13 protein-coding genes are annotated in these 13363 nt (G+C 62.9%); 2 read left to right on the forward strand and 11 right to left on the reverse strand.

Annotation, left to right across the window (positions count from 1 at the left end):
- Positions 1 to 122: 122 nt before the first annotated feature.
- The 6 genes from NKJ75_RS26750 to NKJ75_RS26775 form a co-directional block, all read right to left on the reverse strand.
- The gene (locus tag NKJ75_RS26750; protein WP_023700131.1) at positions 123 to 1265 is read right to left on the reverse strand and encodes a Gfo/Idh/MocA family protein; all 1143 of its coding nucleotides are present in this window, start codon (positions 1263 to 1265) and stop codon (positions 123 to 125) included.
- An 11-nt stretch (positions 1266 to 1276) separates the two neighbouring features.
- Positions 1277 to 2023, reverse strand: coding sequence for a sugar phosphate isomerase/epimerase family protein (locus tag NKJ75_RS26755; RefSeq protein ID WP_023835021.1), 747 nt, complete (start codon positions 2021 to 2023; stop codon positions 1277 to 1279).
- A 100-nt stretch (positions 2024 to 2123) separates the two neighbouring features.
- Positions 2124 to 3224, reverse strand: a complete 1101-nt coding sequence (locus NKJ75_RS26760) for an ABC transporter ATP-binding protein (RefSeq protein ID WP_081726210.1) — start codon at positions 3222 to 3224, stop codon at positions 2124 to 2126.
- A 5-nt stretch (positions 3225 to 3229) separates the two neighbouring features.
- Positions 3230 to 4165, reverse strand: a complete 936-nt coding sequence (locus tag NKJ75_RS26765) for a carbohydrate ABC transporter permease (RefSeq protein ID WP_023669802.1) — start codon at positions 4163 to 4165, stop codon at positions 3230 to 3232.
- Positions 4158 to 5051 (reverse strand): carbohydrate ABC transporter permease, encoded by an 894-nt coding sequence (locus tag NKJ75_RS26770; protein ID WP_023683029.1) that lies wholly within the window; start codon positions 5049 to 5051, stop codon positions 4158 to 4160. The genes NKJ75_RS26765 and NKJ75_RS26770 overlap by 8 nt, the downstream gene beginning before the upstream one ends.
- A gap of 81 nt (positions 5052 to 5132) precedes the next feature.
- The gene (locus tag NKJ75_RS26775) at positions 5133 to 6371 is read right to left on the reverse strand and encodes an ABC transporter substrate-binding protein (RefSeq protein ID WP_023835023.1); all 1239 of its coding nucleotides are present in this window, start codon (positions 6369 to 6371) and stop codon (positions 5133 to 5135) included.
- Between the two features lie 392 nt (positions 6372 to 6763).
- On the opposite strand from NKJ75_RS26775, the gene NKJ75_RS26780 reads away from it, so the two are divergent.
- On the forward strand, positions 6764 to 7807 hold the full coding sequence (locus NKJ75_RS26780) for a LacI family transcriptional regulator (protein ID WP_023692000.1): 1044 nt from the start codon (positions 6764 to 6766) through the stop codon (positions 7805 to 7807).
- A 33-nt stretch (positions 7808 to 7840) separates the two neighbouring features.
- On the opposite strand, the gene gnd is transcribed toward NKJ75_RS26780, so the two are convergent.
- On the reverse strand, positions 7841 to 9268 hold the full coding sequence (gene gnd, locus NKJ75_RS26785; protein ID WP_023835025.1) for an NADP-dependent phosphogluconate dehydrogenase: 1428 nt from the start codon (positions 9266 to 9268) through the stop codon (positions 7841 to 7843).
- A gap of 206 nt (positions 9269 to 9474) precedes the next feature.
- Between gnd and NKJ75_RS26790 the strand changes: the two genes are divergently transcribed.
- The gene (locus tag NKJ75_RS26790; RefSeq protein ID WP_023733615.1) at positions 9475 to 9912 is read left to right on the forward strand and encodes a VOC family protein; all 438 of its coding nucleotides are present in this window, start codon (positions 9475 to 9477) and stop codon (positions 9910 to 9912) included.
- Positions 9913 to 9937: 25 nt separating this feature from the next.
- On the opposite strand, the gene NKJ75_RS26795 is transcribed toward NKJ75_RS26790, so the two are convergent.
- From NKJ75_RS26795 to NKJ75_RS26810, 4 genes are all read right to left on the reverse strand, one after another.
- On the reverse strand, positions 9938 to 11563 hold the full coding sequence (locus tag NKJ75_RS26795) for a copper resistance CopC/CopD family protein (RefSeq protein WP_352500394.1): 1626 nt from the start codon (positions 11561 to 11563) through the stop codon (positions 9938 to 9940).
- 53 nt (positions 11564 to 11616) lie between these two features.
- The gene (locus NKJ75_RS26800) at positions 11617 to 12135 is read right to left on the reverse strand and encodes a YcnI family copper-binding membrane protein (protein WP_023700138.1); all 519 of its coding nucleotides are present in this window, start codon (positions 12133 to 12135) and stop codon (positions 11617 to 11619) included.
- 39 nt (positions 12136 to 12174) lie between these two features.
- The gene (locus NKJ75_RS26805) at positions 12175 to 12714 is read right to left on the reverse strand and encodes a copper chaperone PCu(A)C (protein ID WP_352500395.1); all 540 of its coding nucleotides are present in this window, start codon (positions 12712 to 12714) and stop codon (positions 12175 to 12177) included.
- Positions 12715 to 12819: 105 nt separating this feature from the next.
- The gene (locus NKJ75_RS26810) at positions 12820 to 13176 is read right to left on the reverse strand and encodes a DUF2946 family protein (RefSeq protein WP_352500396.1); all 357 of its coding nucleotides are present in this window, start codon (positions 13174 to 13176) and stop codon (positions 12820 to 12822) included.
- Positions 13177 to 13363 lie beyond the last annotated feature (187 nt).

Raw genomic sequence — 13363 nt, forward strand, 5'->3', positions numbered from 1 at the left:
CCCACCCACACACCCGACACCGTTCTGGTGGGCGGGGGGCGGTTTTTTTATTTAGATCTTTTTGTGTACTGTTTTTTTTTTTGTGTGGGGGGCGCGGGCCCCCCCCCCCACACCCTTCTACCTCATTTCTGCTTCGCCAACAGTCCTTTTGCGTCCTTGACGCCGAGTGCAGCCGGCCGCTCGCAGCTGGTCTGCATGGCGACGAACTTGCCGGTCTCGCCCGACCGCAACAGGCCGGTCATGACATCGACGGCATGCAGCGCGAGCTCCATCGAGCAACGATGCGGCCGGCCCTCGGCGATCGCCAGCGCCATGTCGGCAAGGCCTGCGGTGCGGTAGTTGGCCATCATGCCCTGGCCGTGCATTTCGTTGGGCACGCCGAACGGATGCTGCCATTTCGGCAGTTTCTTCACCGGTTTTGCCGCCTCGGTTATGCGCACGTCGCCACCGAAGAAATTCGGATCCGGCACAAACACCGTGCCCGTTTCGCCATAGAGTTCCATCGGCGCATGACCATGCGCCCAGACGTCCCAGCTGGTGTTGAGCGTGACCACGGCGCCGTTCTCGAACTCCAGCAGGCCGTGGATCGTCGTCGGCGTGTTGACCGGGATTTTTTCGCCCGCGCGCGGTTTCGACGAGATCGTGCGTTCCTTGGCAGGCGTCGTCGCGAAGGCCGCCACCTGCTTCACCGGCCCGATCAGCTGGATCAGGTTGGTGATATAGTAAGGCCCGATGTCGAGCACCGGCCCGGCGCCCGGCTGGAAGAAGAAATCGGGATTGGGGTGCCAGTGCTCCATGCCGTGGCCCATCACATGACAGGTGCCGCTGGTGATCTTGCCGAGCGCGCCGGTGTCGATGAGGTTGCGCACCAGCTGGTGCGCGCCGCCGAGGAAAGTGTCCGGAGCCGAACCGATGCGCAGCCCTTTCTTCTCGGCCCGGCTCTTGAGGTCGAGCCCTTCCTTGACCGACAGCACGAACGGCTTTTCCGAATAGACGTGCTTGCCGGCATCGAGGATCTGCTTCGACACCCCGTAGTGCACCGCCGGGATGGTGAGGTTGACGATGATGTCGATCTCGTCATCCTTGAGCAGTTCTTCGACGGTCTCGGCGCGCAGCTTGAACTCCTTCGCCCGTGCCTTGGCCGCGTCCATGTTGATGTCGGCGCAGGCGCGCATCTCAATGCCGCGAAACAGCGGCGCCAGCGAGAAATACGCTTTCGAGATGTTGCCGCAGCCGATGACGCCGATACCCAGTTTCTTTGCCATGATGATTGTTCCTAGTAAGCCTTGGCGGATGCGAGCGAGCGGCTGGCGAAGCGCTCGATATCGTTGGGGTTGTCCTGTTCCATGACGTAATATTTGGCCGCGCTCTTCGCCCGAAGTGTCTTGATCAGGCCGGCCCAGTCGATGGTGCCGTGGCCGACATCCGCCCAGCCGTCCTCGTCAAGGCCTTCGCCTGACTTGGCCATGTCCTTGACATGGACGGCGCTGATGCGCTTGCCGTGCTTTTCGATCCACGGAAGCGGATCAACGCCGCCGCGGACTACCCAGGCGACGTCCATCTCCCAGCCGATGTCGGGCGCAGTCGACAGGATGTGATCCTGCGGCACCGAGCCGTCGGCGAGTGTCTTGAACTCGAAATCATGGTTGTGCCAGGCAAAGCCGTAGCCGGCTTTTTTTGCGGTCTCGCCGACCTTGGCCAGACGCTCGCCAAAGCCGCGCCAGCCGGCAGCGTCGGCCGGCCGCTGCTCGGCCAGCAGATAGGGACAGATGACGAGCGTGATGCCGAGTGCGTCGGCTGTTTTGCGTACGCCGTCGAAATCATTCTCCAGCGCATCGATCGAGAAATGTCCGGTCGGCATCGAAAGCCCGTTCTTGTCGAGTTCGGCGCGGAACGCCGTGGGGTCGTCATAGACGCCGCCGAAACCTTCGACTTCCTTGTAGCCGAGCTTGCCGAGCATTTTCAGGATGCCGTCCCACGGCTGGAAATTGCGGGCGCTGTAGAGTTGGAATGACCAGTTCATCGTCTCTGTCCGTTTCTTGGGTGGTTAAGGCTTTGGGATGTTTTCGGGGGATCGTTTTCGGTCGTTCTTGGGAGGATGGTTTGCGGATGATTCTAGAGGGTCACAGGCGATTGCCGGTCGCAGCGTCGAACAGCGAGGCGCGCGCCGGATCGAAACCGAACTGGATCGGATCGCCGCTGCGCAGCGTCCGTTCCGCTTCGACGCGGAAGGAGAAGTTGCGGCCGGCAAGCTTGGTCCACACCAGCGTGTCGGAACCCATCGGCTCAACGATCTCGACCGAACCGCCGGCGGAAAACGGCATCGACTTTGCAGCGTCACCGAAAGCGATGTGTTCAGGCCGGATGCCCAGCACGCAAGCGCCGGCCGGGCGCTCCGTGCCGTCAAAGGTATAGCGGTCGAGCGGCACCGAAACACCGTCGGTCCTGAACGCCGGAGCAGCACCGGCTTCCAGCTCCCCTTCGAGGAAATTCATCGCCGGCGAGCCGAGGAAGCCCGCGACAAAACGGTTGACCGGCCGGTTGTAGATCGTCTGCGGCGCGTCGAGCTGCTGGATGACGCCGCCGCGCATGACCGCGATACGGTCGGCCAGCGTCATCGCCTCGATCTGGTCGTGGGTGACGTAGATCATGGTGTTCTGCAGCTTGCGATGCAGAAGCTTGATTTCGACGCGCAGTTCCGAGCGCAGCTTGGCGTCGAGATTGGATAGTGGCTCGTCGAACAGGAAGACATCGACGTCGCGCACCAGCGCCCGCCCGATCGCCACGCGCTGGCGTTGGCCGCCGGACAAGGCCGCGGGCTTGCGCTGCAAAAGCGGCTCGATCTGCAGGATCTCGGCGGCGCGGGCGATGCGCTTGGCGATCTCGTCCCTAGGCACGCCGGCAACGCGCAGGCCGAACGACAGGTTCTTCTCCACCGTCATTTGCGGATAGAGCGCATAGGACTGGAACACCATGCCGATGCCGCGATCCTTGGGCTCTTCCCAGGTGACGTTCTTGCCCTTGATGAAGATGCGGCCTTCGGAAATATCGAGCAGCCCGGCGATGCAGTTGAGCAAGGTCGACTTGCCGCAGCCCGAAGGACCGAGCAGCACGATGAACTCGCCCTCGGCGACCTCGAGATTGAGGGTCTGCAGCACCGATACAGAGCCGAAATTCAGGGACAGGTCCTGGATCGAAACGCTGGTGCCGTTGGCTGCCATCATCGCCATCACCCTTTCACCGCACCGGCGGCGATGCCGCGCACGAAAAGCTTGCCGGAAATGAAGTAGACGATGAGCGGCACGAGCCCGGTCAGGATGGTGGCGGCCATGTTGACGTTGTACTCCTTCACGCCTTGCACCGAATTGACGATGTTGTTGAGCTGCACCGTCATCGGATAGGTGTCGGGGCGGGTGTAGACGACGCCGAACAGGAAGTCGTTCCAGATGCCGGTCACCTGCAGGATGATGGCGACTACGAAGATCGGCAGCGACATCGGCGCCATGATCCGCAGGAAGATGCCCCAGAAGCCGGCGCCGTCGACCCGTGCCGCCCTGAACAGCTCTTCCGGCATCGAGGCAAAATAGTTGCGGAACAAAAGCGTGAGGATCGGCATGCCGAAGATGGAATGGACGATCACCAGGCCGCTGAGGCTGCCGTAGAGGCCGATCTCGCGCAGGATGATGACGATCGGATAGATCATCACCTGATAAGGGATGAAGGCGCCGACGATCAGGATGACGAAGAATGTGTCGGCGCCCTTGAAGCGCCAGTTGGCCAGCGCATAGCCGTTCACCGAGGCGATCGCGATCGACAGCAGCACTGACGGCACAGTGATGCGCACCGAATTCCAGAAGCCGCGCGAAAGCCCGTCGCAATTGAGGCCGGTGCAGGCGGTCGCCCACGCCTTCACCCACGGTTCGAACGTGATTTCGAGCGGCGGCGAGAAGATATTGCCCATCCGTATCTCGGGCATGCCCTTAAGCGAGGTGACCACCATCACGTAGAGCGGCAGCAGATAGTAGACCGCCACCACGATCAGCGTGCCATAGAGGAAGATATTGCGGCGCGAGAAGACATGCCGCGGCTTCGGCCCGCGCGGCCCGGAGGCTTCGCGCTCGGCGGCACCCGCGCTGGCGGGCAAAGGGACGGCCGGGTCAGCCACGCTTCCTGCCTCCAAATTCAAGGTAGGCCCACGGCACGACGACGATCACCACCGAGAGCAGCATCATGGTCGAGGCGGCAAAGCCCTGGCCAAGATTCTGTGCGAAGAACATGTAGTCATAGACATATTTGGCCGGCACTTCGGAGGCGATTCCGGGGCCGCCGCTGGTCTGGGCGACAACGAGGTCGTAGACCTTGACGATGCCCGACGCGATGATGACCAGCGTGGTGATGAAAACCGGCCGCATCATCGGGATGACGATGAACAGATAGGTCTTCCACATCGGGATCCCGTCTACCCGCGCTGCCTTCCAGATGTCCTCGTCGATGCCGCGCAGGCCGGCCAGCATCAGGCACATGATGAGCCCGGTGCCTTGCCACAGCGCCGCAATCGAAATGCCGTAGATGACGATGCTGGAATTGTAGAGCGGGTCGAAGTTGAAGCTCGTCCAGCCGAGGTCCCGCACCACATGCTGGATGCCGAAATCCGGATTGAGCAGCCACTGCCAGACCAGGCCGGTGACGATGAAGGAAAGCGCGAACGGATAGAGGAAGATGGTGCGGAACGTGTCCTCGAAACGGATCTTCTGGTCGAGAAGCGCTGCAAGCAGGAAGCCGATGACCAGTGAGAACACCAGCGAGATCGCGCCGTAGATCAAAAGGTTCTCGATCGAGATCAGCCAGCGCGGCGTCGCCCACAGCCGGTAATACTGGTCGAGCCCGGCGAAATTCAGCCGTGGCAGCAGCTTCGAATTGGTAAAGGAATAGAACACCGTCCAGACGGTGCCGCCGACGAAAACCACCGACGCGGTGAGGATCATCGGGATCGAGGCGACCTTCGCATTGATGTTGCGGAACAGCGGGTTGGGGCGTTCGCTCTTGCTCATCTCGTCAGCCGGCTGGGTAAGGGCGGTGCGATCCCGGCCCTGCTTTCGCAAGGCCGGGAGCGAGGTGTATTGCCTCCAACGTCAGTCTGCCGAAGCGATGAGGTCGGCGAAGCGCTTCTGCGCGTCTTCGATGGTCAGGTCCGGCTTGGCGAAGAATTCGGCGAAGAGATCTTCCTTCTGCTTCTGGGTATCCTGCGAAAGCAGTTGGTCCGTCCACGGGATGACGGCGCCCTTGGCGAGGATGGCCAGACCCTTCTTCATGCAGTCGTTCGCCGCATTGAGATCGACGTCGCCACGCACCGGCAGCGAGCCCTTCTTGAGATTGAAGGCGACCTGAGTCTTAGGGTCGAGCAGCGTCTCTGCCAACACCTCCTGCGCCTTGGACTTGTCGGCATCCTTGAGCAGCGGGAAATAGAAGGCGTCGCCGCCGGTGGCGATCACTTCGTTCAGACCGAGGCCCGGCAAGCAGGCATAGTCCTTGCCGGCGACCTTGCCGGCAACCTGGAACTCGCCTTGCGCCCAGTCACCCATGATCTGGCCACCGGCCTTGCCGGTGATGACGAGATTGGTTGCCTGGTTCCAGTCCTGCACATTGGTGTTCTTCGCCATCTTGCGGGCATCGTCGGCGGCCTTGAAGACCTTGGCGATCTCGGGCCCGGCGGCGAACTTGGCATCCTTGTCCTTGTAGACCTTAAGGAACGCGTCGGTGCCGCCGACCGCCGCCAGCAGCACGTCGAAGGCGCCGGAAGATTGCCAGGCCTGTCCGCCGACAGCGAGCGGGATGATGCCCGCCTTTTCCAGGGCGGGCGCTGTCGCCACGAATTCATTCCAGTCCTTCGGCAGCGGCACGCCGGCCTTCTCGAAGGCTTCGTTCGACAGCCACAACCACTGCCAGGAGTGGATATTGACCGGCACGCAATAGATCTTGCCGTCGATGGTGCAGCTGTCGAGCAGGCTCTTCGGCCGCACGATTTCCGTCCACTTGCCCTTGGTGGCGACATCGGTGAGGTCGCGCATCAGGCCGGCCTGCACCAGTTCTTCGGCCTGCCGGCCGTGATTGAACTGGGTGGCGCCCATCGGATCGCCGCCGGTGATGCGGCTGATCATGATCGGCCGTGCCGTGCCGCCGGATCCGGCAATGGCGCCGTCGACCCAGTGATTGCCGGTCGCGTCGAAGGCCTTGGCGAATTCCGCAACCGCCGCCGCCTCGCCGCCCGACGTCCACCAATGGGTGACTTCCAGGTCGGTGGCGGCCGCCGGGCCGGCAAGCTGAAGCGCGGCCGTCGCGGCAAGGGCAGCGGTCAAAAGTCTATAGCGCATTTCGGTTCCTCCCAGAATCTGAAACGTTACAGATTTTCGATACGGCAATTATGCGGTGCGTGCAACCCCTGAGATAAACGCGCTCGAATGTTTTTTCGAGGCGCGAACAAATTCGTTGCGAGCAAACCGGCAAACTCCGCGCAAAACCGGGTGCTGCGCTGCAAAATCATGCTGCAACGCAAGAAAACCGTCTCGAACCTGATTCTCGCGCAACGTTTCTGGCCGCCAAAACCCTGCCAAAACCATGGCTTGAGAGACCCACGCGCTGCGATGTTGGAAATCTGTAACGTTTCAGTATATTGAGGTCTGACGGCGAAGAACCGTGCCACATCGTCATCGAAGCGATTGTCGGCTGGTCCGGCGGCTGCTATGCGCCTGACGGGGCGGGACGAATGGACAGGGACCAGACGGAGAAGGACGACGAGGCGTCGGCGCATGAGCGGCCGACGCTGAAAACGCTTGCCTTCATGACCGGGCTCGGCGTCACCACCGTCTCGCGCGCGCTCAAGGATGCACCCGAGATCGGCGCCGAGACCAGGCGGCGGGTTCAACTCGTCGCGAGGCAGATCGGCTACCGGCCGAACCGCGCCGGCGTGCGCCTGCGGACTGGCAAGACCAATGTTATCAGCCTCGTGCTCAATACCGAGCGCGAGATCATGAGCTTTGTCTCGGACATCATCTACGGCGTCTCGGAGGTCATTGCCGACACACCCTATCACCTGATCGTCACGCCCTACTCGCGCTCGCAGGATCCGCTGGACCCGGTAAAGTATCTGGTAGAGTCCGGCTCGGCCGATGGCGTCATCATCTCACGCACGCAGCCCAACGATCCGCGCGCCCGCTACATGCTGGAGCGTGGCATACCCTTTGCCACGCATGGCCGCACCGACATGGGGCTTGTCCACCCCTATCACGACTTCGACAATTACGCCTTCGCCGCCGAAGCGGTGCGCCATCTGGCCGGCGTCGGCCGGCGCCGGCTGGCGCTGGTAGCGCCGCCGGTCGGGCTCACCTATTACGACCACACGGTCAATGGCTTTGCCGACGCACTGAGCGAGGTCGACGCCAGCGAAGTGCCGTTCAACGCTGTTTCGATCGACCAGTCGATCGATCAGATCAGGACGCGGACCGCGCAGTTGATGCGCCGCGACGTCAGGCCGGACGGTTTCGTCAGCAGCGCCGCCGCAGCAACGCTGGCCATCGTCGCCGGCATCGAGGATGCCGGCCTGAAACTCGGCCGCGACGTCGATGTCGTGTCCAAGCAATCGTCGGAACTGCTGCATCTGTTCCGCCGGGAGTTGCTGATCGTCAACGAAGACTTCCGCCTCGCCGGCACCGAGCTTGCCCGCGCCGTGCTGGGCTGGATAGGCGGCGCGGCACCTGGCTCTTTGCAGACTGTGGTCAAGCCAGGCGACGTCGTCGCGTATCAGGGCTGACTGGCACGACCTGAGAGGCCGCCTCACCTGACCCTAGCCGGCAGCGCCGCTGCCCCATGGGCCATGGAAAGCCCCCTGCTCGCCGATGCGCTCGAAACCATGCGCGCCGAAGAAATCGCGCTGCGCCTGGATCAGGTTCGAGGTGCCGCGGCCCTGGCGGTAGCTGTCGAAATAGGCAAGCGCCGACGCCAGCGCCGGCACGGGCGAACCGGCCTCCGACGCTCTTGCGACGATGCGCCGGAGCGACGGATGCGCCTCCTGCATCATGGTGGTGAAAGCCGGCGCCATCAAAAGGTTGGTGGACGCGCCGCCCGAGCCGAAGGCTTCCGCCATGGTGTCGAGCATCTGCGAGCGGATGATACAGCCGGCACGCCAGATCTTGGCGATGGTCGGCATCGGCAAGTTCCAGTTGAACTCCTTCGAGGCGGCGCTCATCACCGCGAAACCTTGTGCATAGGCGGCGATCTTGCCGGCGAGCAGCGCCAGCTCCAGGTCTTTCAGAAGTGCCGCCTTGTCGCCGGAGATCTTGGTGACGCCGATATTGCCATAGGCTTTTTCGGCCGCCTGCCGCTCATCCTTGATCGAGGACAGCACGCGGGCCGCCACCGCCGCCTCGATGGCCGTCGCCGGAATGCCGAGCTGCTGCGCCTCGATGACAGACCATTTGCCGGTGCCCTTCTGGCCGGCACGGTCGAGGATGATGTCGACCACCGGCTTGCCGGTCTTTGCATCGTCGGCGGCCAGCACCTTGGCGGTGATCTCGATCAGATACGAATCGAGCCGGCCCTTGTTCCAGTCCTCGAAGACCTTGCCGATCTCCTTCGGCCCCATGCCGAGACCGTCACGCAGGATGCCGTAGATCTCGGCGATCATCTGCATGTCGGCATATTCGATGCCGTTGTGGATGGTTTTCACGAAATGCCCGGCGCCGTCTGTGCCAAGCCAGGCAGCGCACGGTTCATCCTTGAACTTGGCCGAGATCGCGGTCAGCACGCGTTCGACGCGCTTCCAGGAGTCTTCGGTGCCGCCGACCATGATCGACGGTCCATGGCGCGCGCCTTCCTCGCCGCCGGATACGCCCATGCCGATGAAGGTGAGACCTGAGCCCGACAGTTCCGAAAAGCGCCGCATCGTATCGCGGAAATTGGCGTTGCCGGCATCGATGACGATATCGTGGTCAGACAACACGCCGCGCAGCGCTTCGATCTGTTCGTCGACCGGCTTGCCGGCCAGCACCATGATGATGACCGGGCGTGGCGGCTTGATCGCAGCTGCCAGTTCCTCCAGGCTGTAGCAGGGCACCACCATGTCCCTGAGCAAACCGGCGCCTTCGAGGAAGGCATCGGTGCGCGCCTTGGTGCGGTTGAAGACGGCGATGCGGTGCCCGTGCTCGGCAATGTTGAGCGCGAGGTTGGAGCCCATTGTGCCAAGGCCGATCAGGCCTATTTCGGCTTTTTCCATCGTTTCTTCCCTGCTTTCGGATTTTGTTGAGGCCGCGTTTTTCGGGATGCCCACTTTTCGGCGAGATGATTGACGGGCCTTTCGCGCCACGTCAACCGCCTCGCCGAATTGTGTTGCGTCTGCGTTGTGTCAGACCGAGTCAGGAAGGGTCAGTTGGTGACTAGGCGACGCCTTGCCGATCGAACATATGGCGATAGGTTGGACATATGGCAGTCAAACGGATGGACAATGTCGGAATCGTCGTCGAGGACCTCGACGAGACGGTTGCTTTCTTTCGCGAGCTCGGCCTCGAACTGGAAGGGCGGGCGACGATCGAAGGCGAGTGGGCCGGACGTGTCACCGGGCTCGGCGATCAGCACGTCGAGATTGCCATGATGCGCACACCGGACGGTCATAGCCGGCTCGAGCTCTCCCGCTTCCTCACGCCGCCTGTCGTTGCCGATCACCGCAACGCCCCGGTCAATGCCTTGGGCTACCTGCGCGTCATGTTTACCGTGGACGACATCGACGACACGCTTGAAAGGCTCCGCAAGCGTGGCGCGCAGCTGGTCGGTGAAGTCGTCCGTTACGAGGACGTGTATCGGCTCTGCTACATCCGCGGGCCGGAAGGGCATCTCATCGGGTTAGCCCAGGAACTCGGCTGAGCGTCCTTCGCGGGCGGGCTGAATATCACTCGGCGCGGATATCGATCGGCGCTTCGATCTTTATCACTTCGAAATCCGAAACCAGAATATCGAGCCGCGCCGTCCAGCGGCCTGGAATCGGAATGACGAGATTATCGACCCGCCAGGTGCCGTCGCCTGGCTTGGTCGCCGGACGCTTGATCGGCTCGATCCCCGAATCGGGCTTGGACAGCACCAGCGTCACTTCCTTGGCGTCGAGCGGGCCGAAATCGCCATCCATGATGACGATGGAGGCGGTGACCTCCCCGGTATGGCCGGGCGTGATGTCGATGTCGGCCATCGCCTTCATAGTGTGGATATGGGTCGACGTCGGTTGTGCCGCGGCGATTGCCAGGGCCCGTGGCGGCGGCGTGAAGCGCCAGCCGGCGGCAACGCCGAAGATCAGGAGCACGATCAGCATTTCGACTGAGATCGAGCGGCTAAGCCGTCGCCGCACTTCCGTCGCTCCGGCCTCGGCCAAGGCGGTGAGCCGCCATCGATTGACCGCCGCCAGCGTGAACAGAAACACCAGCAGCGCCAGCTTGATCAGCAGCAGCCGGCCATAGGCGGTGTTGACCAGTGCCGCCGGTGTCTGCACCTGGATGATGGCGAGCACCACACCGGCGGCGGCAAGCACTACCACCACGGGCATGATCGCGCGCGAAAACCGCCGCAGGAACGCCCCGGCTTCCACCGATTGGCTGCTCAACGCCAGGCCGAGCGGCAGCAATGCTCCAGCCCAGAAAGCGATGCCGGCGCCATGCAGGAACACCATAGGCCGCGTCAGCCATTGCGGTTCGGCTGCACTGGCATGGCCGCTGGCGGCAAGGGCTGCACCCACACCGGCCAGCCCGGCGAGCGCCAACGGCCTGGCGCCAGCACGCGATCCGACCAACGACAGCAGGCCAAGCCCGAGCGCCGCCAGCGAAATCAGCACCGTCCAGCCGAAGCTGGTGCCAAGCGCCGTCCGCCAGACCACCGGTTGCGCCAGCCGGGCGAGTGGCGCGCCCAGCGCGTCCAGCCCCTGGAACCCGAGCGACAGGGGTGCTGCGACCAGCCCGCACAGGATGGCGGCAATGACGAAGCGCTGGCCTGAGCGCTGGCCTTGCGCCAGCCATGTCAGCGCGAAGGCGCCGCCAATGCCGAGGAAAAGCCCGATGTAGAGAAGAACCTTGCCGGTCCAGATCGCTGACCGCAAATCTATATCGACAGCTTCCCCCACCGCCGGCGCCGCACTTGGCGCGCCAACGGAAAACAGCACCGAGCCGCCGACCGGATGGCCATCGGCGGAAATCACCCGCCAGCTCAAGACATGGGTGCCCGGCCCGAGCTTTTGTGGATTGTCGATCTCAACCGTTTGGTCGCTCAACCGAAACGAGGTCAAAGCGACAGGCGTACCGTCGGGCCGCACCAAGGTCAGCACCAGCGGCGACACAGGCTCGCTGAAGGTCAGCGAAAATTGCGTCGGCGCTCGCTCCAGAACCGCGCCGTCGGCAGGCTCGGCCTTGATCAGCGCCGCATGGGCAAAGGCCTGGTTTGGCGTGGCAAGGACGGCAAGCAGCAGGATCGCGGCCAGCAGGCCGAAGCACCTGCCGGCTGTCCGTTCTATCCGCTGAAAACAGGCCACGTTCATGCCATCCACCAAAACAGCGGCGCGCCGCTTCGAAGCAGCGCGCCGCCAATGCATCATTTCTTCGGCAGCAGGTTGAGGCCGGGCGCCGGATCTTCCAGCGCATCCTCATCCTGACCAGCCGCCGGAATCTCTATCCAACGCGTGGTGGCGCCATCGCATTCCTGCACCACCGGAAAATAGAGTTTTTGCCCGGCCGGCAGATCGGCGGCCAACGTGCCGCGGAAGACGAACTCGTCATAAAATTCATCCGGCAGGCTGCCGCCGCTCCAGTCGACTTCCTTGACCCCCGAGGTCACCGCCTCGCCATAGAGCTGGTAGGATTTCTCGTACTTGCCTTTCTTGACCTGCAGCGTCCAGCCGGGCTTGGGCATCGGCTTCACCCCGATCACCCCTTCCGGGATCTGCACGCGCACGGCAATCGTCGCCTTGCCTTCGCAGCCATGCGGCACGCGCAGCACGGCCTTGTAGGTCGAACCGACCGCAACCTCCTGTGTTTCGAGCGTGATATGGGCGAAGGCGGCACTTGTCCCCAGGACGAGGAATGCAGCGGCCGGCAAATGATGCTTGTTCATGATGGGTCCCTCTCGAAAAAATTGATTGGCAATAATTGGTCAGTCGTTGTCTTCCAGGGGTGGCGCGCTGCCTATGGCTTGCACGGCAAACTCGACGGTCACGGTTCCGGCCCTCTCGAAAGTCAGCGTAGCGGCAAACATCTGGCCTTCTTTAGGGGGCTGCTTCAGATCCATGAACATCACGTGGTAGGCGCCGGGACCCAGCGTGACCTTGCCGCCCGCCGGGATATCCAGGCCACCACTGACCGGGCGCATGGTCATGACGCCATCCTTCACCCCCATTTCATGCAGTTCGGCCTTGCCCGAAATGTCGGAGGAAATCGATAGCAGCCGGTCTGGCGCGCTGCCCTTGTTGACGATGGTGAAATAGCCGCCGGCAACCTTGGCGCCGGCCGGAGTGGCGCGGGACCAGGGATGCTCGATCTCGATGTCACCGGCCTTGAACTCATGCGCAAGGACGGAATGGGCGCCGACGAACAACAGTGCAAAGGCAAAGAGGGCGCTGCCGAGACGCTGCTCGATAGTGGTGAAGATAGGGGTGCTGCGGCGCAACGCGCCGGCATGACGAAAACGGGACATGGGTAGGCTCCATGAATATGAGGTCGCGCCTTTGTCCGGCTGCGAACGAGTTTATCATTGGATGATTATCGCCCGCGCGGGTTACGCCAAGCGAGCGGCGGTTTTTCAGCCCGCAAGCGGCGGGGCGCGCGGATTGGCCGGAGAGCGCTCACGCGTAGCGTCGGGATGCCTGACTGCCGGCGGAAGAAACGCGACTGTTTCAAAAGACAGGCTCACCGGCGCCACGCCGACGCCTGCTGGCGGCGCATAGGCGACGGAGGCCATGCTGCAGCCGAGCATGCAGCATGCCGGCATGTGCTGCTGGTGCGGATCGCCGCCGGGAAGCTGGACCGCCCCATCATGGCTGCAGATGACGTTGCCGAAAACGTCGAGTTGCGAGGCATCCGGCGCAATGCCGAAAGCAAGCACGCCGAGCGTCGACTGGAGCAGCAGCACACAGGCCGCGACAAAGGCGGCCGTCATGCTCCATCTCTTACGCCGGAAATCCAAAGACCTGCCTCTTCACGCAGCAACGCGTGGATATCTAGCACGCGGCATGTCGGCGGAAAATCGCCAAATCATCGCTGCGGCAACGCGGCGCGTTCGATCCATGTCGCACAAAAGTGCGCAGCGGTTTGGGATAACGCATGAGGCAGAGATCTTGTGCGCA

It is taken from the genome of Mesorhizobium sp. M0058 (genome assembly GCF_040323095.1).
Taxonomy (GTDB): Bacteria; Pseudomonadota; Alphaproteobacteria; order Rhizobiales; family Rhizobiaceae; genus Mesorhizobium.